Origin of the sequence: Paraburkholderia polaris, from assembly GCF_012927345.1 — a bacterium.
Lineage (GTDB): Bacteria > Pseudomonadota > Gammaproteobacteria > Burkholderiales > Burkholderiaceae > Paraburkholderia > Paraburkholderia polaris.
Genome location: NZ_JABBGJ010000029.1, coordinates 99,569 through 126,466, shown reverse-complemented (window position 1 = coordinate 126,466; position 26,898 = coordinate 99,569). Strand labels below are relative to the sequence as shown.

At 63.4% G+C, this 26,898-nt stretch carries 22 protein-coding genes; 10 read left to right on the top strand and 12 right to left on the bottom strand.

All coding sequences use genetic code 11. The features are described 5' to 3' along the window. Positions 1 to 28: 28 nt before the first annotated feature. From HHL24_RS25765 to cobU, 4 genes are read right to left on the bottom strand one after another with little or no spacing between them, the layout of a single operon-like run. Positions 29 to 940, bottom strand: coding sequence for a cobalamin-binding protein (locus tag HHL24_RS25765; protein WP_169488168.1), 912 nt, complete (start codon positions 938 to 940; stop codon positions 29 to 31). Next, positions 937 to 1,962, bottom strand: coding sequence for a threonine-phosphate decarboxylase CobD (gene cobD / locus HHL24_RS25760; protein ID WP_407947524.1), 1,026 nt, complete (start codon positions 1,960 to 1,962; stop codon positions 937 to 939). Before cobD ends, HHL24_RS25765 begins: the two co-directional genes overlap by 4 nt. 4 nt (positions 1,963 to 1,966) lie before the next feature. Beyond that, positions 1,967 to 2,902 (bottom strand): adenosylcobinamide-phosphate synthase CbiB, encoded by a 936-nt coding sequence (gene cbiB / locus HHL24_RS25755; RefSeq protein ID WP_169488166.1) that lies wholly within the window; start codon positions 2,900 to 2,902, stop codon positions 1,967 to 1,969. Then, positions 2,902 to 3,456, bottom strand: a complete 555-nt coding sequence (cobU, locus tag HHL24_RS25750) for a bifunctional adenosylcobinamide kinase/adenosylcobinamide-phosphate guanylyltransferase (protein WP_169488165.1) — start codon at positions 3,454 to 3,456, stop codon at positions 2,902 to 2,904. The genes cbiB and cobU overlap by 1 nt, the downstream gene beginning before the upstream one ends. Before the next feature lie 229 nt (positions 3,457 to 3,685). Here cobU and HHL24_RS25745 point away from each other — a divergent pair, with 229 nt between their 5' ends. Beyond that, positions 3,686 to 5,146, top strand: coding sequence for a cobyric acid synthase (locus tag HHL24_RS25745; RefSeq protein WP_206003019.1), 1,461 nt, complete (start codon positions 3,686 to 3,688; stop codon positions 5,144 to 5,146). Between the two features lie 141 nt (positions 5,147 to 5,287). Then, entirely contained in the window at positions 5,288 to 5,704 is a 417-nt protein-coding gene (locus HHL24_RS25740) for a DoxX family protein (protein WP_169488164.1), read from the top strand. A 292-nt stretch (positions 5,705 to 5,996) separates the two neighbouring features. On the opposite strand, the gene HHL24_RS25735 is transcribed toward HHL24_RS25740, so the two are convergent. After that, positions 5,997 to 6,416: a PaaI family thioesterase gene (locus tag HHL24_RS25735; RefSeq protein WP_169488163.1), complete on the bottom strand. Its 420-nt coding sequence runs from the start codon at positions 6,414 to 6,416 to the stop codon at positions 5,997 to 5,999. 210 nt (positions 6,417 to 6,626) lie between these two features. Between HHL24_RS25735 and HHL24_RS25730 the strand changes: the two genes are divergently transcribed. After that, positions 6,627 to 7,265: a ParA family protein gene (locus HHL24_RS25730; protein WP_169488162.1), complete on the top strand. Its 639-nt coding sequence runs from the start codon at positions 6,627 to 6,629 to the stop codon at positions 7,263 to 7,265. Positions 7,266 to 7,324: 59 nt separating this feature from the next. Here HHL24_RS25730 and panD read toward each other — a convergent pair whose 3' ends face one another. The 4 genes from panD to HHL24_RS25710 all read right to left on the bottom strand — a co-directional run bounded on the left by panD (position 7,325) and on the right by HHL24_RS25710 (position 9,875). Further along, positions 7,325 to 7,711 carry an aspartate 1-decarboxylase gene (panD, locus tag HHL24_RS25725; RefSeq protein WP_012432059.1) on the bottom strand — a complete coding sequence of 129 codons (387 nt, stop codon included), beginning with the start codon at positions 7,709 to 7,711 and terminating at the stop codon, positions 7,325 to 7,327. A gap of 50 nt (positions 7,712 to 7,761) precedes the next feature. Further along, positions 7,762 to 8,595 carry a pantoate--beta-alanine ligase gene (gene panC, locus HHL24_RS25720; protein WP_169488161.1) on the bottom strand — a complete coding sequence of 278 codons (834 nt, stop codon included), beginning with the start codon at positions 8,593 to 8,595 and terminating at the stop codon, positions 7,762 to 7,764. A gap of 217 nt (positions 8,596 to 8,812) precedes the next feature. Continuing rightward, positions 8,813 to 9,685 (bottom strand): segregation and condensation protein A, encoded by an 873-nt coding sequence (locus HHL24_RS25715; protein WP_169488160.1) that lies wholly within the window; start codon positions 9,683 to 9,685, stop codon positions 8,813 to 8,815. 4 nt (positions 9,686 to 9,689) lie between these two features. Further along, a complete protein-coding gene (locus HHL24_RS25710; RefSeq protein WP_054035105.1) occupies positions 9,690 to 9,875 on the bottom strand; it encodes a DUF3460 family protein in 186 nt (61 codons plus the stop codon). A gap of 400 nt (positions 9,876 to 10,275) precedes the next feature. Between HHL24_RS25710 and HHL24_RS25705 the strand changes: the two genes are divergently transcribed. Then, a complete protein-coding gene (locus tag HHL24_RS25705; protein WP_169488159.1) occupies positions 10,276 to 12,114 on the top strand; it encodes an autotransporter assembly complex protein TamA in 1,839 nt (612 codons plus the stop codon). Between the two features lie 28 nt (positions 12,115 to 12,142). Beyond that, positions 12,143 to 16,573, top strand: a complete 4,431-nt coding sequence (locus HHL24_RS25700) for a translocation/assembly module TamB domain-containing protein (protein ID WP_169488158.1) — start codon at positions 12,143 to 12,145, stop codon at positions 16,571 to 16,573. 113 nt (positions 16,574 to 16,686) lie between these two features. Here HHL24_RS25700 and metG read toward each other — a convergent pair whose 3' ends face one another. Beyond that, complete coding sequence (metG, locus tag HHL24_RS25695; protein WP_169488157.1) at positions 16,687 to 18,822, bottom strand: methionine--tRNA ligase; 2,136 nt, start codon at positions 18,820 to 18,822, stop codon at positions 16,687 to 16,689. Between the two features lie 422 nt (positions 18,823 to 19,244). Continuing rightward, on the bottom strand, positions 19,245 to 19,898 hold the full coding sequence (locus HHL24_RS25690; RefSeq protein ID WP_054035104.1) for an OmpA family protein: 654 nt from the start codon (positions 19,896 to 19,898) through the stop codon (positions 19,245 to 19,247). Positions 19,899 to 20,228: 330 nt separating this feature from the next. On the opposite strand from HHL24_RS25690, the gene apbC reads away from it, so the two are divergent. The 5 genes from apbC (at position 20,229) to HHL24_RS25665 (ending at position 25,829) form a co-directional block, all read left to right on the top strand. After that, entirely contained in the window at positions 20,229 to 21,317 is a 1,089-nt protein-coding gene (apbC, locus tag HHL24_RS25685; protein ID WP_169488156.1) for an iron-sulfur cluster carrier protein ApbC, read from the top strand. Positions 21,318 to 21,448: 131 nt separating this feature from the next. Further along, positions 21,449 to 21,982, top strand: coding sequence for a superoxide dismutase family protein (locus HHL24_RS25680; RefSeq protein ID WP_120298454.1), 534 nt, complete (start codon positions 21,449 to 21,451; stop codon positions 21,980 to 21,982). Positions 21,983 to 22,125: 143 nt separating this feature from the next. Further along, positions 22,126 to 22,695: a dCTP deaminase gene (dcd, locus tag HHL24_RS25675; protein WP_169488155.1), complete on the top strand. Its 570-nt coding sequence runs from the start codon at positions 22,126 to 22,128 to the stop codon at positions 22,693 to 22,695. Positions 22,696 to 22,782: 87 nt separating this feature from the next. Beyond that, the gene (locus HHL24_RS25670) at positions 22,783 to 25,068 is read left to right on the top strand and encodes an arginine/lysine/ornithine decarboxylase (RefSeq protein ID WP_169488154.1); all 2,286 of its coding nucleotides are present in this window, start codon (positions 22,783 to 22,785) and stop codon (positions 25,066 to 25,068) included. 2 nt (positions 25,069 to 25,070) lie between these two features. After that, on the top strand, positions 25,071 to 25,829 hold the full coding sequence (locus HHL24_RS25665; RefSeq protein ID WP_169488153.1) for a lysozyme inhibitor LprI family protein: 759 nt from the start codon (positions 25,071 to 25,073) through the stop codon (positions 25,827 to 25,829). 110 nt (positions 25,830 to 25,939) lie between these two features. Here HHL24_RS25665 and HHL24_RS25660 read toward each other — a convergent pair whose 3' ends face one another. After that, positions 25,940 to 26,866 (bottom strand): bestrophin family protein, encoded by a 927-nt coding sequence (locus HHL24_RS25660; RefSeq protein ID WP_169488152.1) that lies wholly within the window; start codon positions 26,864 to 26,866, stop codon positions 25,940 to 25,942. Positions 26,867 to 26,898 lie beyond the last annotated feature (32 nt).

The following is a 26,898-nucleotide window of genomic DNA, read 5'->3' as shown; positions in this document are numbered from 1 at the left end:
CGCCGTACTTTCGGCTTTGCGACGTGCATCACTGCGCGCCGCTCTTCCTCCGCGAGCGCGCCTGGTCGAGGTCTTCGCACAATTGCTTAGCCCCTAGCGCGATACGCGGCGCCGGCCGGTTGATCAGATCGCCGTCGATGGCGAACAGATTGTTGTTCGCCACGGCCTTCAGACTCGGCCACGCACGCCATGTGTCGAGTTGCGGCAGGGCCGTGTCCGGTTTGGTCGCGCCGGGCGCGGCGGTGAAGATCGCTTCCGGATTCGCTGCGAGCACCGCTTCAGTCGAAACGGTCGGCACCAACGGCTCGAGTTTCGCAAACACATTGCGGCCACCGCATAACGCAATCACGTCGCTGACCATATGATCGCCGTTGAGCGTCATCAACGGTTGATCCCATACCTGATAGAACACGCTGACAGGCGGCCGGCCGGCATACTGCGCGCGCAATCGCGCGATGTCCTGACGGTATGCCGCCGCAGTTGCATCTGCGGTCGGTGAGGTGCCGAGCAATTGCCCGAGCTTCGTCAGCGACACGGCGATATCGTCGAGATGATGCGGCTCGCTGAAGAACAGCGGCACATGCATTTCACGAAGGCGATCAAGTTGGCGCTGTGCATTGCCATGCCGCCATACGACGATCAGATCGGGCTTCAACGCGACGATCCGTTCGAGGTCGAGCGCCTTGTTGTCGCCAACGCGCGGCAGTTGCTTTGCTTCGGGCGGATAGTCGCTGTAGGACACGGCGCCGACCAGTTTCGCGCCACCGCCCGCGGCATACAGCAGCTCGGTGACATGCGGCGCGAGACTGACGACGCGCTGTGCGGGCGCAGGCAGGGTGACCGTTGCGCCGGTGTCGTCGGTGACGGTGATTGCGGCATGCGCGTGCAGTGTGCTCGCACAAAGTGCCGCGGCGACGGCGAAACGTAGGCGTCGAGTCATCGAACAGCCTCGCGCAAACTCTCTTCGAAGCGCGTCCATTCCGTATCGCTCGCAGGCAGCCCGAAACGCACACTGCCCGATGCCGTGAAGAGGCGTGTCCACACGCCACGCCGTGCCAATGCTTCATGCAGGGCGGCGGCGCGCGCATCGTCGGTCCACGCGAAGAGCGGCGTGCTGTGTGTTGGGAGACCTTGTGCATGCAACAGACTCACCAGACGGGCGCTTTCGGCATCGAGCCGCGTGCGCATCCGCTGTTGCCATAATTCGTCTTCGAACGCGGCTTTGACGGCGTGGCGAGCCGGGCCGCTGACAGTCCACGCCCCGAGCGTACGACGCAAAGCGTCGAGCAAAGCTGGCGCACCGAGTACGAAACCGGCGCGCACGCCGGCGAGCCCAAAGAATTTCCCCGGTGAACGTAACACGATCAACCCATCGCGATGGGTGCTTGCCGCGAGAGACGCCGAAGGCATGGTATCGGCGAAAGCCTCGTCGATCAGCAACGTGCCACCGCGCGCGGCAAGTTGCGCATGCCAGTGTAGCAGCTTGCCGGCACTCAGATGCTCCGCGGTCGGATTGTTAGGATTCACGACGACCACGTGTGTGAGCGCGTCGGGCAAGGTATCCCAGGATACATCCAGTGGTATGACTTCGTGTCCTGCCCGCTCGAATGCGGGCGCATATTCGCTGTACGTGAGCGGCGCGATGCCAACCTGGGCACATGGCAGCAGCGAAGGCAGCGCGCGAATCGCCGCCTGGCTTCCTGCTACGGGGAGCACATGCGCGGCATCGGGCGCGCCATAGTAACGCGCCGCGCAGGCGGCAAAACCGTCGCCTTCGTCGGGCAGTCGGCGCCAGGCATCGGCGGGAACCGGCGGCACCGGGTAGCCATGCGGATTGATACCCGTCGACAGGTCGAGCCATTGCGCGTACGGAATGCCGTAACGCTCAGCCGCTTCGTGCAGATTGCCGCCGTGGACCACGGCGTTGAGCGTGGTGCCGGTACCGGCTTTGTGATCCGCCATTCGATCAACCATGAAAGGGCACGCTCAACAATGCCAGCACGATCAGTACCGCCAGCCAGAGAATGACCGTCCGTTCGACCAGCATCAACGCCGCCGTGACATGCGTGGCCTTCGCGGGGTGTCCGAAACCTAACGTCGGCCTGTGTTCCAGCGCACCGTGATACATCGCAGGGCCGCCGATCAAGACGTTCAGACTGCCCGCGCCTGACGCCATGACCGGCCCGGCGTTCGGACTGTCCCAACGTGGCGCCTGTTCGCGCCAGCAACGCAGCGCGGTGCGCGTGTCGCCGAGTAAGGCATAGCTTGCCGCGGTGAGGCGCGCGGGAATCCAGTTGAGCACATCGTCGATGCGCGCGGCGGCCCAGCCGAAGCGCAAATAGCGCGGCGTGCGGTAGCCCCACATGGCGTCGAGCGTATTGGCCAGACGAAACCCCAGCGCGCCCGGACCGCCCGCGATCGCGAACCAGAACAGCGCGCCGAAGATCGCGTCGTTGCCATTTTCGAGTGCCGATTCGACGGCGGCGCGTGACAGCGCCGCTTCGTCGGCATGAGCGGTTTCGCGCGACACGATGCGCGAGGTCAAGAGACGCGCTTGCGCCAGATCGCGTCGCGCTAATGCGTCTGCGATCGGCGCAATGTGATCGTGCAGACTGCGTGCGCCGAGGGCGAACCACAGCAACACGACATGTACCGCGCAGGCCGCAAAAAACGGCAGCACGGCGACGAGCCACCAGGCGATCAGCACCGGTGGCATGACCGCCAGCGACCACGCGAGCAGCCCCTTGAGCCGCAAGCGCCGGCCGGTGTTGTAGCGCGTTTCGAGGCGCATCGCCCATTTGCCGAAGCCGACCAGCGGATGCGCGGTGCGCGGCTCACCGAGCCAACGGTCGATGGCGACGCCCGCCGTGGCCAGCGTGACGACCAGAGGAAGCGACAGCATCACGCGCTGCCCGCTGTTTTCAAGGCGAGCGGCAAGCCCGCCACCATCATCGTGACCCGGGTGCTCAACGCGGCGATGCGCTGATTGAGCCGCCCCAGTTCGTCGACATAGAGGCGCGTTTCTGCGCCGAGCGGCACGACGCCCAAGCCGATTTCATTGCTGACCACGATGATCTTGCCTTTGGCGTTGATGAGCGCCGCTTCCAGAGCAGCAAAGTGCGCGTGATATTGATCGACCGGCAAGCCGTCGCCGTCGGGTGGGCACAGCAGGTTGGCGAGCCACAGCGTCAGGCAGTCGATCAGGATGCAGTGGTCGGGCGCGTCTATTTGCGTCACGGCGCCGGCGAGATCGACGCCCGCTTCGTGCAACTGCCAATGCGCCGGACGCCGCTCGCGATGATGCGCGATACGCGCGCTGAATTCGGCGTCGTCAGCGACGCGCGCGGTGGCGATGTATGTGACGGGGAGGGCGCTGCCGTTCGCCAGTTGTTCGGCGTGCACGCTCTTGCCCGAACGGGCGCCGCCGAGAACGAAGGTGAGGTCGCGGGGAATCATCGCGTGATTGTACCGGCGTGCAGCACGTGCCGGCACGATGGGATAATGCCGCGTTCAAATCGCCGCGTGGTCCCTTCGTTGCTGTACTGCGCCATCGCGTACGGCATTATCGTTGCCGCTTCGTGGCTGCTTCTTTGCCGCTTCACCGCCTATTCACCGCCGAGCCCGACATTCCGTGACCACCACTTCGAACCTGCATGACGCCGTACCTGTGCCGCGCGGCACGCTGATGATTCAGGGCACCACGTCCGATGCGGGCAAGAGCACGCTCGTCGCGGGTTTGTGCCGGCTGGCGCGCCGCGCCGGCGTGCGGGTCGCGCCGTTCAAGCCGCAGAACATGGCGCTCAATAGCGCGGTGACGGTCGACGGCGGCGAGATCGGCCGCGCGCAGGCCTTGCAGGCAGTGGCTGCGGGCATCGCCGCGCATACCGACCTGAACCCCGTGCTGCTCAAGCCGACGAGCGACCGCGGCGCGCAAGTGATCATCCACGGCAAGGCGCGCATGAATCTCGATGCCCGTGCGTATCACGATTACAAGCCGGTCGCTTTCGAGGCAGTGCTGGAATCTTATGCGCGTCTGCAAGCGGCATACGACACGATTTTTGTCGAAGGCGCGGGGAGTCCCGCCGAGATCAATCTGCGCGACCGCGATATTGCCAATATGGGTTTCGCCGAAGCGGTCGACTGTCCGGTCGTGCTGGTGGCCGACATCGACCGTGGTGGGGTGTTCGCGCATTTGACCGGTACGCTCGCGTGTCTGTCGGAAAGCGAGCAGGCGCGTGTGCGCGGCTTCATCATCAACCGCTTTCGCGGCGACGTCAGCTTGCTCAAGCCCGGGCTCGACTGGCTCGAAGCCAAGACCGGCAAGCCGGTGCTTGGCGTGGTGCCCTACCTGCACGGTCTGACGCTCGACGCCGAAGACATGCTGCCACCCGAACTGCGCGCCGCGCAAAGCGGCGATGCCGGCCGGATGTTGCGGGTGGTCGTGCCGGTGTTGCCGCACATCAGCAATCACACCGATTTCGACGCGCTGCGCGCGCATCCGCAGGTCGATTTTCATTATGTGCGAAGCGGCACGCCGCCTCCGCCGGCCGATCTGATCATCTTGCCGGGCTCCAAGAATGTACCGGGCGATCTGGCCTTTCTGCGTGCGCAAGGCTGGGATGCGGTGCTGCAACGGCATTTACGCTACGGCGGCCGCGTCATCGGGATTTGCGGCGGCATGCAGATGCTCGGACGCGAAGTGGCCGACCCGCACGGTGTGGAAGGCGCGCCCGGAACGAGCGCGGGCCTCGGCTGGCTCGATTACTCGACGGTGCTGACGCGCGAAAAAACGCTTAAGAACGTGACAGGGCGTCTCGCATTGCCTGGTTTGCCGGAGGTTGCCGGTTACGAGATTCACATGGGCGAGACGCACGGTCCGGCGCTGAACTCGCCCGCGCTGCAATTAGGCAGCGTGGAAGACGCTCATCCCGACGGCGCGATTTCGGCCGATGGCCAGATCCTCGCCACCTACGTGCACGGTCTGTTCGACACGCCGGCCGCGTGCGCCGCCCTGCTCGTGTGGGCGGGGTTGAGCGACGCCGAGAAAATCGACTACCCGGCGTTGCGTGAGGCTTCGCTGGATCGTCTGGCCGACACGCTCGCCGAGCACCTTGATCTCACGAAGCTTTTTGCTGCAATTGGCTGACGAAGATCGACCGGGTGGCGGGGATTAAATCCGATTGGGAAATAATCAAAGCGTAAAAGGCAGTTTTTCGTCTTATATGGTTCGAATACAGTCCTCACATCGACGGCCGATGCAGGTCGTCACTCTTCTAAAGGACTCGTCATGAACTCGAACCGCTCGGCCGATGCGGCCGCCTTAATCCTTCGCCTGGCCTTGGGCGTCCTTTATCTCGCGCACAGCCTGCAGAAGATCTTCGTTTTCACGCTGCCGGGCACTGCGCAGTTTTTCGTCTCGCTCGGCTTGCCGGGTTGGCTCGGCTATGTCACGGCGTTTGTCGAATTGGTCGGCGGTATCGCGTTGCTGCTCGGCGTGCAGGTCCGCTGGGTCGCACTAGTCCTGCTGCCGTTCATGCTCGGCGCGATGTCGGCGCATTTGCATAACGGCTGGGGGTTCGCGTCGCCGAACGGCGGCTGGGAATATCCGGCCTTCTGGGCGGTGACCTTGGCGGTGCAGTCGCTGCTCGGCGGCGGCGCGCTGGCGCTGAGCGGTGCGAAGGCGCCGCGCGCAGTGGCCGCCTGATACCTTAGGGCGTCCGTGTGGGCGGTTGCCGAGCCGGGGCACGTCGGCCAAGACTCAAGCCGACCAAGCACCTAGGAGCCCAGGAGCCCAGGAGCCGAAGAGCCCAAAAGCCCAAAAGCCCAAAAGCCCAAAAGCCCAAAAGCCCAGGCACCTAGACACCCAACCGCTCCGGCATTCCGCCCCGTCGGACAACAAAAAAGCACGCGCCGTGAGGCCGCGTGCTTTTTTTATCGCGCCGAGCCAAGGCGCTTCAGGCATGTCGAGCCCTTCGCCGTGTCTGCGCGTCAGTCAGTCAATACAACACGATCTGCGTGCAGCGAAACAGCGCCATCGTCTTGCCGTTCGGATCGGTGACGGTGGCGTCCCACACCTGCGTGCTGCGGCCCAGATGCACGGCCTTGGCGACCGCGCGGATCGTGCCTTCCGTCGCCGTGCCGAGAAAATTGCTTTTCAGCTCGACGGTCGTGAAATTGCGCGCCGTTTCGGGCAGGTGGGCGAGGCATGCATAGCCGCAGGCGGTATCGGCGAGGCCGATCACGGTGGCGGCATGCAAAAAGCCGTTCGGTGCCAGCAATTCGTCGCGCACGGTCAATTCCGCGGTCAGGGCGCCTTGCTCCAGCGTCAGCACGTGCACGCCCAGCAAGCCGGGCAGCTTGCCCTTCTGACGTTCATGCAGGCGCTCGATGGAGTATTCCGGACGGAGTTTGCTCATGAGATTGGGGTCCTCGATCGAGAAATCAGGGTTGCAGGGCAGCCAATAGCCGTTTGGGGGCTTCGGCCCCGGTGCATTTGTCGATATTATCAACGGCTGGATCGGCGGGTGAACCTGAAACCGGTACGGATCAGGACACACCTGCGCAAGTCAGAGCAAACTGCGCGGCAAACCGGCTGGCGGCGCCCAGCCTTCTTTCCGGGAGAATTCATGACGGTGATCGTGGTGGCGAATCCGAAGGGCGGCGTGGGCAAAAGCACGCTGTCCACCAATCTGGCTGGCTATTTCGCGTCGCTCGGAGAATGGGTCGCACTGGCGGACCTGGACAAACAGCAGTCCGCGCACGCTTGGCTGTCGCTGCGTCCGCCTGCGTTGCCGGCCATCGAGACCTGGGAGGTTGACCTTGAAAACCCCACCAAACCACCCAGAGGTTTGGAACACGCGGTCATCGACACGCCGGCCGGGTTGCACGGCAACCGCATGAATATCGCGCTGGATCTGGCCGACAAGGTGATCGTGCCGCTGCAGCCATCCATGTTCGATATTCTCGCCACCCAGGAATTTCTCGAGCGGCTGGCGAAGGAGAAGGCGGTCAGGAAAGGCGCGATCGAGATCGGTGTGGTGGGCATGCGCGTCGACGCTCGCACGCGCTCAGCGGAGCAGCTGCATCGCTTTGTCGAGGGATTGAAACTGCCGGTGCTGGGTTACCTGCGCGACACGCAGAATTACGTGCAACTGGCGGCGCACGGCCTGACCTTGTGGGACGTCGCGAAAAGCCGCGTGGAGAAGGATCTGGAGCAGTGGCAGCCGATCATCCAATGGACCAACGGCACCAGCAAGAAGGCTTGATATGAATCAGCAGGCGGCGTGGCCGCCCGCTGCATGGACCCGCGCGGCGAAAGGCAGGCTCAGGTCCAGTTCTGGGTCGGCACGTGATCGCGGCTGCCCTTGATCTTGTTGTTATCGTCGACGAACACCAGATCCGGCTTCCAGCCTGCCTTCAGCTCCGCTTCGTCGACCACCGCAAACGCTGCGATGATCACCAGATCGCCCAGTTGCGCGCGCCGCGCGGCCGAACCGTTCAGCGAAATCATGCCGCTGCCCCGTTCGCCCTTGATCGCATACGTCGAGAAACGCTCGCCGTTGTTGATGTTCCAGATGTCGATCCGTTCGTTTTCGACGATATTCGCGGCTTCCAGCAAGTCCTCGTCGATCGCGCACGAACCTTCGTAGTGCAGTTCGCAGTGCGTGACCGCGACGCGATGGATTTTCGACTTCAGCATGTTGCGTTGCATGACCAATCCCTTGTGGCTTCTTATGCGCGTTTGCGCAAACTCAGACGGTTTCAGATTTCGAGGTTGTCGATGAGACGAGTCGCACCGAGCTTGGCGGCCGTCAGCACGACCAACTCCGCGTTCGCGTCTTGCGGGCCCGGCGGCAGCAGATTCGAGCGCTTGCGCACGGCGATGTAATCAGGTTGCCAGCCGCGCGCGGCCAAGGCCGCCATCGCCGCCTGTTCGAGTTTTGCGAAGTCGCGATCGCCGGCGAGCACCGCATCGCGCACGCGATTGAGTTCGGCGGCCAGCATCGGCGCTTCGGCGCGCTCGGCGGGCTGCAGATAGCGGTTGCGCGAACTGAGCGCGAGGCCGTCGGTGTCACGCACGGTTTCCGCGGCGATGATGTCCGTCGGCAACGCGAACTGGTGGCACATGCTGCGCACGATCATCAGTTGCTGGTAATCCTTCTTGCCGAACACCGCGACGCGCGGCTGCACGCACGACATCAGCTTCATCACCACCGTGCACACACCCTGGAAGAACCCAGGCCGGAATTCGCCTTCGAGAATGTCGCCCAGATCGTGCGGCGGATGCACGCGGTATTCCTGCGGCTCCGGGTACAGATCCCGTTCCGTCGGCGCGAACAGGACGTAGACGCCTTCTTTCTGCAGCTTCTCGATGTCCGCTTCCATCGTGCGTGGATATTTGTCGAAATCTTCGTTCGGGCCGAACTGCAGGCGGTTGACGAAGATGCTCGCCACCACCGGATCGCCGTGCTGGCGCGCGAGGCGCATCAGCGACAGATGGCCCTCATGCAAATTGCCCATGGTTGGCACGAAGGCGGTGCGATTCTGGCCGCGCAACTGGTCGCGCAATTCATGGATCGAGCTGATGACTTTCATGATTGGACAGGGATTTCCTCGCGCGGCGCGAGACTCGGTGGACGCAAAAACTCAGTTTTGCGGGACCCGCGGCCTCACTGGCAATGACAGGTTCGGAGCGCCGGATTGTAGTGGATTTGTTGCGGGGGCGCACCGACGTAGTGGATTTGTTCCGGAGGATGCACTGAAGCGGGGCGTTTGCGACAGCGATGGCGCATGCAAACCCCGTTTCGCGGCCTCAGGCCGGCAAATAGGCGAGGCGCACATAGATCGGTGCGAACGGCTCGGCCTGAGTGATTTCGATAAGCGACTCACGGCACAACTCGAGCATGGCGATGAAATTCACCACGACCACCGGCACGCCTTTGCTCGTGTCGAACAGATCGGAGAATTCCATGAAACGCGCGTTCTGCAGGCGCCGCAGGATCGTGCTCATATGCTCGCGCACCGACAATTCCTCGCGCGAAATCTTGTGATGCTGAACCAGCTTGGCGCGCTTGATCACGTCGGCCCACGCGGCGCGCAGATCTTCGCTATCCACATCCGGAAAGCGCGGCGTGATGCTTTGCTCGATATACACCTCGGCGCGCAGGAAATCGCGGCCAAGCTGCGGCAGATGGTCGATGCGCTGCGCGGCGAGCTTCATCTGCTCGTATTCGAGCAGGCGGCGTACCAGTTCCGCACGCGGATCTTCGGCTTCATCGCCGCTGTCGGCCTTCTTTACCGGCAGCAGCATGCGCGACTTGATCTCGATCAGCATCGCAGCCATCAGCAGATACTCGGACGCGAGTTCGAGATTGGTCTGACGCAACTGGTCGACGTAGCCGAGGTATTGAACCGTGACATCCGCCATCGGGATGTCGAGCACGTTGAAATTCTGCTTGCGGATCAGGTACAGCAACAGATCCAGCGGGCCTTCGAACGTTTCGAGGAACACCTCGAGCGCGTCCGGCGGAATGTACAGATCCGTCGGCAGCTTGAAGAGCGGCTCGCCGTACAGGCGTGCGAAAGCGATGCCGTCGACGGTATCCGGCGTTGAATCGGTGGCGGGCGCGGCAAGCGCGGCGTCGGGCGCCGGCGTGGCGCCCTTTGCCTCGTCGGCGTGACTCACGCGCTTAGAAGTTTTGATAGTACGAGTAAGGCGTCTGCTCTACGCGCGAAGCTTTCTGTTCGGCGCGTTCTTCGAGGTCGATCGGCTGTTTGTCCCACAGCAGCGACCGGCCACGGCGCTGCTCAGCTTCCAGATTCGGTTTTTGCTGCTTGAGCTGGTTCAGGAACTGGGTGATGTCCGATTGATACATGGCTAGACGTCCGTGATTTGGGGAATGGCGGCTGCCCAGCGGGAACCCGCGCGGCATCGCTGCTATTCCATAATTTTACCGCATGCTGCGCGCGTGGTCGAAAAACGGTGGCTGGCGGGAGCGGGGCGCCCGCAAAAACGCCCGGAACCCGCGCTGCTGCGATGCGTCAATGGCGGGCGCGTGGTTGGCGCGGCGGTGTACATCCGCGCTATGCGTCCGGGCGGACCTCGTGACGTGTGCCGCATGGGGCGCTGCATACCAGCCTGAGGGCCCGCCGCGCCTCAAGCTGCAAACGGCTTTAAGAGATGGCGCGGCTTCGCCGATGTGGTCAAATAGCGAGCTTCGGCCGCCGCGGCGAGCCCGAGCGACAGAATTCATCAACCACGGCCGGAGGTCCTGTTTGGCGGGGTGTGCGATCGAAGAGCCGAATGTGCGGCGCGGCAAAACCGGTGACGAACCCGGGCATCTGATGCCCATTCGGCGCTGGCTGCGCGCGTGGCTGGCGTTCGGCATCGTCATGCTCATGCTTGCCACGGTCGACGCGCACGCAGCGCGGCGCGCGGCCGCCAGCTACAAGGTCGATATCGAAGCCACGCCGCGCTCGCTGCGCAAGCTGCTCGAAGCGCACCTGGACGTGGCGCGCTTCGCCAAGCGTCCCGACATCAGCGACGACCAGTTCGAATTTCTGATTACGGCCACGCCCCAGCAGGTGCGCGATCTGGCCGCCACGCAGGGCTATTTCACGCCCGTCGTCCGCACCGACGTGAGAACCGTCGACGATGAAAAGCGCGTGACAGTGAGCGTCGATCCCGGCCCGCAAACCCTCATCACGTCGATTTCGCTGTCGTTTCGCGGCCCGGTGCTGACCGAAGACCCGGCTCAGGAAAACGCCGCGCGCTTCGCGTTTTCACTGCATGAAGGCGATCCGTTTTCGCAAGGCGACTGGGACGACGCGAAAAACGCGTCGCTCAAGGCGTTGCAGGCGCGCCGTTACCTGGGCGCGAAGATCTACCACTCCGAAGCGCGGATCGACCCGCGCACGCACGAAGCGAAATTGTCGGTTACGTATGAAAGCGGCCCGACCTTCACGATGGGCAAGCTCGACGTCTCCGGCACGCGGCGCTATCCGGAACAGATCGTCGACAACGTGAATCCGATTTCGGCCGGGGATATCTACGACGTGCAGCGCGTCGCCGAATTGCAGCGGCAGTTGCAGAACACGCCGTACTACGCGAGCGTGGCGATCGACGTGGATAGCGATCCGGCCAAGCCGGTCGATACGCCGATGCACGTGAAGGTGTCGGAATATCCGTACAACAATATCCGCGGCGGGGTGGGTTATTCGACTGACAACGGCCCGCTGATCCAGGGTTCGTATTCGTATCTCGACACGTTCGGCAAAGCGTGGCCGTTTACGGTCGAGGGCCGTCTCGACCAGATCCAGCAGTACGGGCAAATCCAGCTCTCGATGCCGCCTGGGCCGCGCGCGTGGACTAATAGCGTGCTGGCCTCCTACACCACGACCGACGTGTCCGATACGCGCATCTACAGTATCCGCGGCGGCGTGCAGCGGGCCCGTACGTCGCAATACATCGACTACAACTACTCGATCCTCTACTACCAGGACCGGCTCGACCAGAACGAGTTTGCGCCGACCACCAGTCGCGCGTTGGTGCCATCATGGTCATGGACCCGCCGCAATACCGACGACCCGCTGTTCCCGCGCTCGGGCAACCTGATTCACGTCGAAGCGGGCTTCGCGGTCAAAGGCGTGCTGACCGACCAGACCTTCGTGCGCGGCTACGCCCGTGGCCAGCAGTACCTGCCGATCGGCAAGGAAGACATTGTGCTGTTCCGTGCCGAACTCGGCGGCGTGTTCACGAGCGGCAGTTCGAGCGGGATCCCGGCTTCGCTGTTGTTCCGCGCGGGGGGCTCGAATTCGATACGTGGCTACAGCTATCAGAGTATTGGTAACAACGTCGACGGTTCGGTGCTGCCCACCAAGTATCTCGTGACGGCGGCGGCCGAGTATCAGCACTGGTTTAGTCACGACTGGGGCGCAGCCGCGTTCTTCGACGTCGGCACCGCCACCGATACCTGGGGCGAGAAAGTCTTTTATCCCGGCGTCGGCGTCGGGGCGCGCTGGCGCAGCCCGGTCGGTCCGGTCAACGTCGATGTCGCCTACGGGATCCGCAACAGGAGCGTGCGACCCTACCTGACCCTCGGCATCGCCTTCTGATGGAAACCTGCTTTTACATGATCCACGCATGACCACGGACGTTTCCGCCCAGCCACCCGCGCAGCCGCCCGGCGCTCATCCGCCCGGACAGCCACCTTCGCCCGACGCGCCGCCACCTGAGCGCCGTCGTGGTCGGTTGCTGCTGAAAACGCTTGCGTGGACGATCGCTGTGCTGGTACTGCTGGTCGCCGTGGCAATCGGCCTGGTGTACGGCGCGCTGACGACTGAGCGCGGAACGGCATACGCATGGCAGGCGGCCGTCAAACTGCTGGGTGGCAAGCTAACGGGCACACTCGAGAGCGGCGCCATCGCCAACGGCGTGCAACTCCGGCAGGTACGCTGGCGCAGCCTCGACGGCAACGGCACCGATATCCAGATCGACCGCGTGGCCGGCCGCTGGGGACTGACGCGCAAGCCTTGGCGCTTCACGATCGACTATCTGCATATCGGTACGATCGACGCCCGTGTCGGCTCTTCGTCGTCCAGCAGCAGCGGACCGCTGAAACTGCCGCAAGACTTGCGCTTGCCGATGCAACTCGAAGTGCGCGACGTGCAGGTCGACAAACTGCTGTTGCGCCAGGGTGGGTCGACGACCGAGCTTTCCCGCTTCATGTTTCATGGCCGCAGCGACGGCCGGCGCCACGAGGCGGCGATCGAGCGGCTGGACACGCCGTTCGGCGCGGTGACGGCGGCGGCGAAGCTCGACGGGGTGCGGCCGTTTCCGCTGACCGGAGATATTGGTTATTCCGGTAAGGTCAACAACGAGGCAGTGCAGGTGGGCGGCCATCTGAGCGGCTCGCTGGAGAATCTCATTGCCGAACTCGATGCCAGCGGCATGAAGCTCGCCGGCCACGCCCGGGTCGAGGCGACGCCATTTGGCGACGTACCGTTGCAACGCGCGACGCTGACTTTCGACCACCTCAATCCGCAGGCATTTGCGCCCGGCGCGCCGTTAGCGGATCTGGCGGTGCGGGCTGAACTTGCTCCGGTGGGGCAAGATGCGGCGGGTGCGGTAGTGTTGGGCACGGCTAGTGGGGCGAGCGGGGTGAGTGGCGCAGGCGCGGCGAGTAAGGCGAGTCCCGCCGGCGCTTCCGGCGCCGCGAGCACCGTCAGTGCCGGCAGCGCCGCCGCCAGCAATAGCGCGAGCCAGAACAACGCCGCCGGCATTGCCGAGTCGCATGTTGTCAAAAACGGCAAAGGCGGCGTCAACACCGACGCGGCAGAAAAAGGCGCCGCAGGTTTCGCCGTTGCCGGCCATGTCTCGATCGTCAACGCGAAACCGGGTGCGATCGACCAGAACCTGTTGCCCGTGATCGATGCCAACGCCGACGTGCGCCTCGACGCCCAGGCGCAGCGCATCTCGAACCTGAAGGTACGGCTCGTGAAGAGCGCCACGCTCACTGGCGGCGGCGCGCTGACCGGCAAGCGCGGCCAGTTCGATCTGCAAGTCGCCGGGCTCGACCTGAACGCGCTCGAAGCGACCGTGCGGCCTACCCAGCTTTCCGGTCCGATCGGCATCCGTCTGAACGACGACGTCCAAAGCCTGACCCTCGATCTCGCCGACCCGAAAGCCGGGTTGCGCGCGCAAGGCAAGGTGACCTTCGACCCCGCGCGCATGAGCTTCAACGATGTGCGTGTCACGTCGGGCAAAGGCCGCATCGATCTGTCCGGCGCGCTCAAGCACGACGCGAATTCCACCTACAACCTGAAAGCGCAACTGACCGATTTCGATCCGTTGACGCTAACTTCGCAGATGCCGTCGCGCACGCCGGTAACGGGCCCGGCACCCGCGGCGAGCAATGCCAAAAGCAGGAAAGTTGCACAAGGTGCGGCGGAAGCGGGCAGCACGGCCGGTGCGAAAAGCGCGGCCCCTGCCGACAAAGCCGCCGCCGCAGTAAAGAACACCGCCAAGGCCGCGGTGCGGACTGAGGTGATTCAACGCAAAGCGCCGCCGCCCAGGCGCGGCGCGCAGCCAGCGCGCAAGATCGAGGCACGCGTGAACGGCACGCTCACGGCAGCGGGGATGCTCGGTCCGGTCTTCACCACCAAAGCTGAGTTCAAGCTTGGCCCGAGCGTCTATGACGGCCTGCCGCTGACGGGCGGCGGCACGGTCCAGCTAGCCGGCGCGCGAATTCTGCCAAGCCGCGCGAATCTGTCGGTGGCGGGCAATCAGGTGGACTTGCAAGGCAGCTTCGGCGCGCGCGGCGACCGGCTGCGTTTCCGCGTCGATGCGCCGGAACTGGAGCGCCTCGGTTTCGGCCTCGCCGGGTTCGTCGCGGCGGATGGCGACGTCACCGGCTCGTTTGCGCATCCGAATATCGTGCTGAACTACAAGGCAGACAGCGTGGTGTTCAGCAGTAACCGCATCGGCCATGCGGAAGGTCACGCCGAACTGCGCGACGGTGCGAACGGCGCGCTCGTTTTCACGACCGACGCGCGCAATCTCAGCGCTGGTGGCGTCGATCTGACCACGCTCACGGCACGCCTGTCCGGCACGCGCGCAAACCATACGCTGGAGGCGGCGGCCACCGGCAAACTGCAGGACCGTCCGCTCGATCTGGCGCTCGCGGCCAACGGCAAGCTGACCGAAGCACGCGACGGCACGCGCTGGGACGGCACCGTGACCCGCCTGCAGAACCGCGGCACGCCCGCTCTGAATCTCGAGTCGCCGCTCGCCGTGAGTGCCGGACCGGACCGCCTGACGCTCGGCGCGACACGTCTCACGCTCGAGGGCGCGGTGCTGAGCCTGAAATCGTTCGCCTTTGACCACGGCAAGATCCAGTCCGCGGGCACCTTGACCGACATTTCGCTCGCGCGCTTGCAGGATCTGCGTCGCGAGATCACCGGCGAGCCGCCGGCCGTCAAAACCGATCTGGTGTTCGACGGCGACTGGGATTTTGCGCTCGGCAGCACCGCGAGCGGTCACATCGAGTTGAAGCGTCGCGGCGGCGACGTGACGGTCGAAATCGGTCGTGGTTTGGCTTCGCTGGGTATTACGGATTTGAGCGCGCGCGCTGAATTCAGCGGCGGCAACCGGCTGAATGCGACCGTCCACGCGCAGGCTAGCCGGATCGGCGTGGTCGACGCCGACGCGCACACCGCGCTCGTGATGCGCGACGGCTTCCTGACCATTAACGAAGAGGGCGCGCTGAGCGGCAATGTGAATGCGAACGTGCCGTCGCTGAAAACGACCGGCGGCCTGTTCGGCCCGAGCTATCTGCTCGACGGTCACCTCGCGCTGAAACTCGCGCTCGGGGGCACGGTCGCCAAGCCGAACCTGACGGGGTCGCTGCTCGGCGACGGTTTGTCGGCAACGATGGTCGACCAGGGCGTGCAGTTGAAGGACGGTGTGGTGCGCATCGCGCTCTCGCAAAATCTGGTGGACTTCCAGCAGGTCGAGTTTCACGGCGCGAGCGGCACGCTGCGCGCCACCGGCCGTGTGCGTCTGGATGGCGCCCAGCCGGATCTGTCCGCGAGCATCGTCGCGGATAAGCTGGAATTGTTCGCGGCGCCTGATCGCAATCTGTCGCTGTCGGGCAGCGCGAGCGTGGCGAATGCCGGGGCAGAGGGCGGCATGGCGATCAACGGCAAATTCGTGGTCGATCACGCGCTGTTCGATATGCCGGAGCAGTCCGCGCCGAAGCTCGGCGACGATGTGGTGATCGTGCGTCCGGACGGCACGGTGGCGGGCGAGCGGCCGCCGCCCGCGGTGGCCGGCACCAACAAGCCGATCGGTCCGTTCGCGCCGCGCGCCAATATCGACATCAGTCTCGGCAACAGCTTCCGTTTTCGCGGGCAAGGCGCGGACCTCGGCCTGAGCGGCACGATCACGGCAATGAGCGCGCCGAACCTGCCGCTGCGCGCGGTCGGCAATGTCCGCGTAACGCCGGGTTCGACCTATACCGCGTTCGGTCGCAAGCTCAACATCGAGAACGGCTTCTTCACGTTCAACGGTCCGGTGGCCAATCCGGGAATCAATATCCTGGCAATGCGCCGCAATCAGCAGGTCGAGGCGGGCGTGCAGGTCACCGGCACCGTTCAGTTCCCGGTTGCGAAGCTGGTGTCAGAGCCGAGCGTGCCCGATAACGAAAAGCTCTCGTGGCTGTTGTTTGGACACGGCACGGATCAGGGCAATAACCTCGGTCAGCAAAGCACCATGACGACCGCGCTCGCCTTGCTCGGCAGCGCGAGCGGCAAGCGGATCGCGCAGACCTTCGGACTCGACGAATTTTCGATCGGGCGAAGCGAAGTCGGGTTGACCGATCCCCAGGTGGTGATGGTGTCGAAGGCAATCAACGAGTGGCTCGTGGTCGGCTACGAGCAGGGTCTGCAGTCGGCGAGCAATGCGATCAAGGCGACGGTGAACCTCACGCGCTATTGGTCGGTTGCGGCATATGGCGGCACGTTCGACGGCTTAGAACTGCTTTACACCCGGCGCTTCGACCAGATCCGGTGGTGATGGAGGTGACGGCGGTGGCAGTGGTCCGGGCAACGCCACGGCACAAAAAAACGGCACGCCTTTTAAAGCGTGCCGTTTTTTGTTGATACCTGCAGCGTTCGACGCCGCGCGCTTTATTTCACGCGCATGCCCGGCTTCGCGCCGCTATCCGGCTCGAGGACGTAGAGGCCCGGTTCGGCTTTCTCGTCAGTCGCCGAGGCCGCCAGCACCATCCCTTCGGACAGGCCGAACTTCATCTTGCGCGGTGCGAGGTTCGCGACCATCACTGTCAGCTTGCCGATCAGTTGCTCCGGCTGATAAGCCGACTTGATGCCCGAGAACACGTTGCGCGTTTTCTCTTCGCCGACGTCGAGCGTCAGTTGCAGCAGTTTGTCCGAGCCTTCCACCGCCTTGCAGTCGACGATCTTCGCGATGCGCAGATCGATCTTGGCGAAGTCGTCGATCGAGATGATGCCAGGCGTTTCATCCTTATCGGTAGCGGCTGCTTTCGCTGCCTTCGACTTGGCCTTCGCATCAGCCGGCGCCGCAGCTTCCGGCGTGGCTTGCAGCGAGTCGCGATTCGCTGCGATGAGCGCCTCGATCTGCTTCGGATCGACGCGCGTCATCAGATGCTTGTACGCGTTGATCGGGCGCGTGGAGGAGAGCGGCACGTTCGCGTCGGCCCACACCAGCGGCTCGATGCCGAGGAAGGCTTCGACCGCTTCCGCCAGCTTCGGCAACACCGGTTTGAGCGCCAGCGACAGCAGACGGAATGCTTCGATGCTCACGCTGCAGGTTTCGTGCAACGCGACCGCGTTAGCCGGGTCTTTCGCCTGATCCCACGGCTTGGCGGTGTCGACGTATGCATTGACTGCGTCGGCCAGTTCCATGGTCTGGCGCAGTGCGCGGTTGTACTCGCGCGCCTCATAGTTCGCGGCGATTTGCGGCACGGCCGCGCGCAGCGTGGCGAGCAACGGGTGCTGCATGGCGCTGTCCTGCACGCGGCCGTCGAAACGCTTGATCAGGAAGCCGGCGGCGCGGCTCGCGATGTTCACGTACTTGCCGACCAGATCGCTGTTCACACGAGCCTGGAAGTCGTCGAGGTTCAGGTCGAGGTCTTCCATCGTGCTGTTCAGCTTGGCGGCGAAGTAGTAGCGCAGCCATTCCGGATTCAGGCCCGTGTCGATCACGCTTTGCGCGGTGATGAACGTGCCGCGCGACTTCGACATCTTCGCGCCGTCCACCGTCAGGAAGCCGTGCGCGAACACGTTGGTCGGCGTGCGGTGACCCGAGAATTCGAGCATGGCCGGCCAGAACAGCGTGTGGAAATACAGAATGTCTTTGCCGATGAAGTGGTACTGCTCGGCGGTCGAGCCCTTGCGAATCCACGCGTCGAAGTCGAGGCCGCGCTTAACGGCCAGGTTTTTGAAACTCGCGTAATAGCCGACCGGTGCATCCAGCCACACGTAGAAATATTTGCCCGGCGCGCCCGGAATCTCGAAGCCGAAATACGGCGCGTCGCGCGAAATATCCCAGTCGGCGAGCTTGGCTTCGCCGGCGTCGCCGAGCCATTCGCGCATCTTGTTGGTGGCTTCCGGCTGCGCGAGGCCGCTGACCCACGCGCGCAGGAAATTCTCGCAGCGCGGATCTGACAGGCGGAAGAAATAGTGCGTCGAAGTCTTACGAATCGGCGTGGCGCCCGAGACCACCGAATACGGATTGACCAGGTCGGTCGGCAGGTAAGTCGAACCGCATACTTCGCAACTGTCGCCGTATTGATCCTTCGCGCCGCACTTCGGGCATTCGCCCTTGATGAAGCGGTCCGGCAGGAACATTTCCTTGACGGGGTCGTACGCCTGTTCGATGTCGCGCGCTTCGATCAGGCCGGCGTCTTTGAGCGCAAGGTAGACCGATTCGCTCAACACGCGATTCTCTTCGGAATCGGTTGAGTAGTAATTGTCGAACGAAATCCCGAAGCTGTCGAAATCGCGTTTGTGTTCCTGCCAGACGCGGTCGATCAGCTGCTTCGGCGTCAGACCTTCCTTTTCCGCGCGCAGCATGACCGGCGTGCCGTGCGTGTCGTCGGCGCCCACGTAGTAGACCTCGTGCCCGTGCATTCGCAACGTCCGGACCCAGATGTCCGTCTGGATATATTCGACCAGATGGCCGATATGGATTTGCCCATTCGCATACGGAAGGGCCGACGTGACGAGAACCTGGCGACGGCCTGACGGCGCGCCTGCGGAGAGATCGGTTGCGGGTACTGACATAAGGATGGTGGGAGCCTGCGGTGGGACGAAACGTTGATTCTAGCAGGGCGGGCGCCCGGCGCGGGCTGGGCCGCCTGGGCCGCGGCTGGGCAGTTGCTGGAGTGGGTGGGTTTGTCCCCCAATCCCCCAAGGGGATTTCCATCTGGGCGGTGGACTTCCTGCGGGGCGAAAAGCGAGCGCCCAAAAAAAACCGGGGCTATTAACCCCGGAGCAACAACGACAAGAGGAGAATGGTGACGCGGCGGCTTCGCCAGCCACGTACCGTAAAGACAGACCGCGGATTTTCGGCAGAGTTCGAAATTTTTTTCGTTCTCGTGCGAGATTTCCTTTCCTCCGCTTTTTACGGCTTGCCGGACGCTGGCGGCAAAAAGCGGCAAAGCCGCCTTGTGCCCGGTTGCTTCTCCCTCTTTCAGGCTGTGCCCTTATTGCGTGGCGTGTTGAGCCGTGGCGCGCAGATAGATTTCCACGCGGCGGTTAGCTGCACGGCCGGCTTCGGTGTTGTTGTCGGCGACCGGTTGGTTCTGGCCCATGCCTTGTGCCGACAGGCGTTGCGGCGCGACACCGCGTTGCCCCAGATAGCCCGTCACGCTTTGCGCACGGTTAACCGACAGCGTCTGGTTGTAGGCCGGCTGACCCGTGCTGTCCGTGTAGCCGATCACCTGGGCGATCAGTTCCGGATTCTGCTGCATGGTCTGCGTCAACTGATCCAGCACCGGCGCGAACGACGGCTTGACTGCGTAGCTGTTGGTGTCGAACGTGACCGAGCTCGGGATGTTCAGCTTGAGCGAGCCGTCCGGCTGCTCGGTGATCTGCGTGCCGGTGCCCTTGGTGGCGCCCGACAGCTTGTTGTGAATGGCTTGCCAGTTGTAGCCGGTGATACCGCCCACGGCTGCGCCGGCGCCCGCGCCGATCGCCGCGCCCTTGCCGCCGCCGAAGATCGCGCCGATCGCCGCGCCGGTGGCGGCGCCTACGCCCGTGCCGACAGCCGTGTCAGTGCCTTGCTGGCTTGCGCAGCCAGCCAGCAACGAACCGGCAACGGCGAAAACGGCAAGGCGAGTCATGATTTTTGCATTCATTTTTTAATTCCTTTTGAGTGAAGCGGGTGGAAGCGATAAATCTATCCGCCGGACGTGACGGCCGTAAAGCGCGCAAGTCGACAATACGAGAATCCTGCGTCTTCCCCAATCCCGGTCCGACAGTGGAGAAGGGTCTTCCGGCATGGCTTGGCGCCAGCCACTACAATGATGACTGAAGTACGCAGCGATGCGACCCCATGGCGTTCCGCCTGCCCGAAGGGTGCACGGCACGCGTGGTTTTAGCAATCCCGTCTAACAATTTTTTTCAAATTCCGGCGCGTGGCCGAAGCTTCGATTCCACCGCGCCGCAAGTGTTCCCACGGAGTGTCAATGAGTATCGATCGGGCTTTGGTCGACGCTGCCCTCGCGGCCGTCACTGACCCCAACACCGGCAAGCCGTACGCGGCTGCCAGGAACGTCAAGAACGTGGCCGTGGAGGATGACACGGTTAGCCTCGAGGTGGTACTCGGCTATCCGGCGAAACGGCAGTTTGAAGCGGTCCGCACGCAATTCGCCGACGCGCTGAAGGCCGTTCCCGGTGTGGTAAACGCACGCGTCGAGGTGTCCCAGAACATCGCTGCTCATACCGTGCAGCGCGGCGTCAAACTATTGCCGAACGTTAAAAACATCGTCGCGGTGGCGTCGGGCAAGGGTGGGGTCGGCAAGAGCACGACCGCCGTGAACCTCGCGCTGGCACTGGCGAGCGAAGGCGCGTCGGTCGGCATCCTCGATGCGGATATCTACGGCCCCTCGTTGCCGATGATGCTTGGGATTGTCGGCCGTCCCGAATCACCCGACGAAAAGTCGATGAACCCGATGACCGGCCACGGCTTGCAGGCCAACTCGATCGGCTTTCTGATCGAGCAGGACAACCCGATGGTGTGGCGCGGCCCGATGGCCACCTCGGCGCTCGAACAACTGTTGCGGCAGACCAACTGGCAAGATCTTGACTACCTGATCGTCGACATGCCGCCAGGCACCGGCGACATTCAGCTGACCTTGTCGCAGCGCGTGCCGGTGACGGGCGCCGTGATCGTCACGACGCCGCAGGACATCGCCCTGCTCGACGCGAAGAAGGGCCTCAAGATGTTCGAAAAGGTCGGCATTCCGATCCTCGGCATCGTCGAGAACATGGGTATGCATATCTGCTCGAATTGCGGCCACGAAGAGCATATCTTTGGCGCGGGCGGCGGCGAGCGGATGGGCAAGGAATACGGTGTCGACGTGCTCGGCAGCCTGCCGCTCGACATCGCCATCCGTGAGCAGGCCGACTCGGGCAAACCCACCGTCGTGGCGGATCCGGAAGGGCGCATCGCGGAGATCTACCGGTCGATTGCGCGCAAGGTTGCAATCCATATCGCCGAGCGGGCTCGCGACATGACCTCGAAGTTTCCCAACATCGTTGTCCAGAACACCTGAGCAGCCGTTCGGATGAGGGGCTAAAGCGAGGCCGAGGCGTCAATTTGCGCCTGGTCTCGCGGTATCATGTCGACTTCACAAGTTCGGCTCGGCGGCCGCAGGGGCGGCCGCCAGGCCGGCAAGAGGATCGCATGGGAAAACGAATCGACGGGCAGGCGGTGTATGCGTTCATCGTCCTGGCTGCCAGCAGCGTGCTGTTATGCGGCTGTAGCACGTTCCTGAGACCACAGGAAAAGCGTGCCGACGCGCAGTTGCTGCCCACCGTGGGCAATCAGGCGCGCGGCCTCGTAACGTTCATCGAGCGTTCGGACGGCGTGCAGGTCACCTACAATCTTGCGGGCTTGCCGCCCAATAGCGACCACGCTTTGCAAGTGCATGAGCGCGGCGACTGCAATGCCGCCGACGGCTCCAGCGCCGGCCAGGTGTTCTCACCGGCCGCCGAGCGTCTGAAAGCAGGTGCCCGGGTCGAAGGCGATCTCGGCAACATCCACGCGGACTCGAACGGCGTGGCCACCGGCTTCATCGTTGCGCCGGACGTATCGCTCGACGGTATCCGCTCGGTGTTGCAACGCGCAGTCCTGCTGCATCACGACGCGACCGACCCTTATGCGTATCCGCAGCATGGCGCAGGCCCCGCGCTTGCATGCGGGCTGATTCGCCAGTGAAGGCAGCGCAGGCGGCGCTCAGGCCGTGTTCGCAGCAGCAATCTCACGATCGCGTAAAATAAGCGCCTTTCGTTGACGGGCCCGGTACTTGCCGGGTTGTTACCCGTCACACACCTGTCACTCAAGTCGAGCAGCGTTCACCTATGACTATCAAATCCGACAAGTGGATCCGGCGCATGGCCGAGTCGCACAATATGATCGAGCCGTTTGCGCCAGATCAGGTCCGCGTCTCCGAAGACGGCCGGAAGATTGTCAGCTACGGCACGTCGAGCTACGGCTACGACATCCGCTGCGCCGACGAATTCAAGATCTTCACCAATATCAACTCGACGATCGTCGATCCGAAGAACTTTGACGAGAAGTCGTTTGTCGACTTCAAGGGTGATGTCTGCATCATCCCGCCGAATTCCTTCGCGCTGGCTCGCACGGTTGAGTATTTCCGCATTCCGCGCAGCGTCCTGACCGTGTGTCTGGGCAAATCCACGTATGCGCGTTGCGGGATTATCGTCAACGTGACGCCGTTCGAGCCGGAATGGGAAGGGCACGTCACGCTCGAATTCTCGAATACGACACCTTTGCCTGCGAAAATCTACGCGAACGAAGGCGTCGCTCAAGTGCTGTTTTTCGAAAGCGACGAGATTTGTCAGACGTCGTACGCGGATCGCGGCGGCAAATATCAAGGTCAGCACGGCGTCACGTTGCCCAAGACGTGACGTCGGCAGCGCACTGACCCACCAGCTATACCGGGTGACCGCTGCAATTTACAGAATGCAGCGGTCGTTCTTTTTGGAGAATCGCCCATGAAGTTTCGTTTTCCCGTCGTCATCATCGACGAAGATTTTCGCTCCGAGAATATCTCGGGTTCCGGCATCCGGGCTTTGGCCGAAGCTATCGAGAAAGAAGGCGCGGAAGTGCTCGGGTTGACGAGCTACGGCGATCTGACTTCGTTCGCACAGCAATCGAGCCGCGCGTCGTGCTTCATCCTGTCGATCGACGACGACGAACTGCTGCCGTACGTCGATAACGTCGTGGTGGAAGGCGAGACGCCGGAACTGGCTGCCGCGATCGTCGCATTGCGCGCGTTCGTGACCGAAGTGCGCCGCCGCAACGCCGATATTCCGATCTTCCTGTACGGCGAAACGCGCACCTCGCGCCACCTGCCGAACGACATCCTGCGCGAACTGCACGGCTTCATCCACATGTTCGAGGACACGCCGGAGTTCGTCGCGCGCCACATCATCCGCGAGACCAAGGTGTATCTGGATTCGCTCGCGCCGCCGTTCTTCAAGGAGCTGGTGCAGTACGCGGACGAAGGCTCGTATTCGTGGCATTGCCCGGGGCACTCGGGCGGCGTGGCGTTCCTGAAGAGCCCGCTCGGCCAGATGTTCCACCAGTTCTTCGGCGAGAACATGTTGCGCGCCGACGTGTGTAACGCCGTCGACGAACTCGGTCAGCTGCTCGATCACACGGGTCCGATTGCGGCCTCCGAGCGCAACGCGGCGCGCATCTTCAGCGCCGACCATGTGTTCTTCGTGACCAACGGCACGTCGACCTCGAACAAGATCGTCTGGCACGGCACGGTTGCGCCGGGCGACATCGTGCTGGTGGACCGCAATTGCCACAAGTCGATCCTGCACGCGATCACGATGACGGGCGCGATTCCGGTGTTCCTCACGCCCACGCGTAACAATTTCGGCATCATCGGTCCGATTCCGCGCAGCGAATTCGAACCGGAAAACATCCGCAAGAAGATCCTCGCGAATCCGTTTGCCCGCGAAGCGCTGGCCAAGAATCCGGATCTGAAGCCGCGCATTCTGACGATCACGCAGAGCACCTATGACGGCGTGATCTACAACGTCGAGATGATCAAGGAAATGCTCGGCGATTGGCTCGATACGCTGCACTTCGACGAAGCGTGGCTGCCGCACGCCGAGTTCCACGAGTTCTACCAGGACATGCACGCGATTGGCGCGGGCCGTCCGCGCATCGGCGCGATGGTGTTCGCCACGCACTCCACGCACAAGCTGCTCGCCGGTATTTCGCAGGCTTCGCAGATCGTCGTGCAGGATTCGAAGAACAGCCGCTTCGACAAGCATCGTTTCAATGAAGCGTATCTGATGCATACGTCCACCAGCCCGCAGTACGCGATCATCGCCTCGTGCGACGTGGCCGCGGCAATGATGGAAGCGCCGGGCGGCACGGCGCTGGTCGAAGAGTCGATCGCCGAAGCGCTCGACTTCCGTCGCGCGATGCGAAAGGTCGACGACGAATACGGCGACGACTGGTTCTTCAAGGTGTGGGGTCCGGAAACGTTCGCGGAAGAGGGCATCGGTTCGCGCGAAGACTGGATGCTGCGCCCGAACGACGCGTGGCACGGCTTCGGCCCGCTCGCCGATGGTTTCAATATGCTTGACCCGATCAAGGCGACCATCGTCACGCCGGGTCTGGATATGGACGGCGGCTTTGGCGAGTCCGGCATTCCGGCTGCGATCGTCACGAAGTATCTGGCCGAGCACGGCATCATCGTCGAGAAGACCGGGCTGTATTCGTTCTTCATCATGTTCACGATCGGCATCACCAAGGGCCGTTGGAACTCGATGGTGACTGAGTTGCAACAGTTCAAGGACGACTACGACAACAACCAGCCGCTGTGGCGCGTGCTGCCCGAATTCGTCTCGCATCATCCGATGTACGAACGTGTCGGTCTGCGCGATCTGTGCGAGCAGATCCATAGCGTTTACCGCGCGAACGACATTGCGCGCCTGACGACTGAGATGTACCTGTCGAGCATGGAACCGGCCATGAAGCCGTCGGATGCGTTCGCCAAGCTCGCGCACCGCGAGATCGACCGGGTACCGATCGACGAACTCGAAGGCCGCGTCACGTCGATCCTGTTGACGCCGTATCCGCCGGGCATTCCGCTGCTGATTCCGGGCGAACGCTTCAACAAGACCATCGTCAACTATCTGCGTTTCGCGCGCGAGTTCAACGAGCGCTTCCCGGGTTTCCACACGGATATTCACGGGCTTGTCGGCGAAACCATCAACGGGCGCATCGAATACTTCGTCGATTGCGTGCGCGCCTGACGATGCGGGTAGTGAAGTCCCTGTTGGGCGTTGACGGCTGGCGGCGCGCGTTTGGCGCGCTGGTCCTGACGTCAACGATGTCGGCGATATCGGCGATGTCGGTGGCAGTGCTCGGCATTGCGCCGCTTCAGGCGCACGCCGAAGTCGCCGCCGCCGACCCGATCGACGCGTCGATGCGCAGCTGTCTTGCGCGCAGCGACATGTCATCGACGGCGGGGCAGGTGCAGTGCATGGACAACGCGCGGATTGGCTGGAAGGCCGCGTTGGACGGCGCGTGGCAGCAGCTTCAGGCGAAGTTGCCGCAGGCGCAACGCAAACCGTGGGAAAAGAGCCAGGCGAGCTGGCAGGCTTCGCGCGACGTCGAGAAGCCGTTGCTGGCAGCCGTGTTCGCGACGACGCGCGGCACGATGTATGTGCTGGCCGAAGCCGATATGCAATTGCAGCCGGTGCGTGACCGCGCGCTTGCGCTGCGCAGCGCCGTGGCCAGGATCAGCGCCGGCGGGGATCCGCCGCGCCGTCCGCGCGCCTGTACCGCGGACGCGCAATGCGAACACGCGATGTTCGATCTGAACCGCTATTACCGCCGCCTGCAATCGAAGATGCCGGTGCGCTCGCGTCCGACGCTCGCGCGCGCCCAAAAGGCTTGGATCGCTTATCTCGACGCCACCACGCCGTTGATCGATGAACGCGGCCGCACCGATATCATCGGCGCGCGGGTGGCGACGCTCAAGCGCTTGTCGGAGACGGTCGGTAACGACTGAGGGCTGGCGGGACCGCCGGCAACCAATGAGCGTCAGGCGGCACGCTTGCGCGGCGCCTGCCTGCAGCCATCTTTTCCCGACTATGCGGTCGCGCTTGTGCCGCGACACTGTCAATTGAGCATGTAACCTTCGGCTTCCGGCTTGGGCATCTCCAGCGCTGGCTCGCCGAGCAGATCGCGCGTGGCGTCTTCGATGGAGAACGACAGCATCTTGAGCGGCAGGTCGTTGTCGTCGGTGCCGAACGGCTCTTCGATTTGCGATGCGATCGCCTCGTGCGCCATGAAGGTATATGCCACGAACACCGCGAAGACCGGCGTAAAGATCCCGATACTGTTGACCAGTCCGAACGGTAGCGCTGCACAGAAGAAATACACCGTGCGGTGAATCATGACCGAGTAGGCGAAGGGCAGCGGCGTCGACGCGATGCGCTCGCAACCGCCGATGATCTCCGACAGCCCATTCAGGTTTCGATCGAAGGCGAGCACCGCCATGGGATCGATCGCGCCTGCTTGCGCATGGCGCTGCACCCATTCACCTAGCCAGAGCATCAGCGTCGCCGGTTTATAGCGCGACGCCATGACGCGGTCGAATAACGGTTTCGGCAGACGTGCGGCGAGGTCTTCGCCAGGATCGCTCTTGCGGAGCTGGTGACGCAACGCATGGGGGAGGGCGCTCAGGACGGCTGTGAATGCCTCGATTTCTGTCTTTGGCAGTGGCTTGTTTGGCAGCGTAACGGCCTGACGGGTCAGCGAGCGTGCGTCGTTGAGTAGTTGGCCCCACAGTTTGCGGGCTTCCCACCAGCGGTCGTAGCTGGTGTTGTTCCTGAAGCCCAGAAACACAGCCAGGGCGATGCCGATCAATGAGAAGGGGGTAGTGCTGTTGAGGCTGAGCGAGACCGGCAGCAGATGATCGTGGGCGGCTACCGCGACGATCGCAATACAGAAGATCAGGAACAGGCGCGGCAGGAGCCGCGGGAGGACCGAGCCCCGCCAGGCCAGCAGCATGCGGAACCAATGGAGGTGTGGGCGGATGATCATTGGGGGGGCTTTGTGCCTTCAGCGATGAGGTT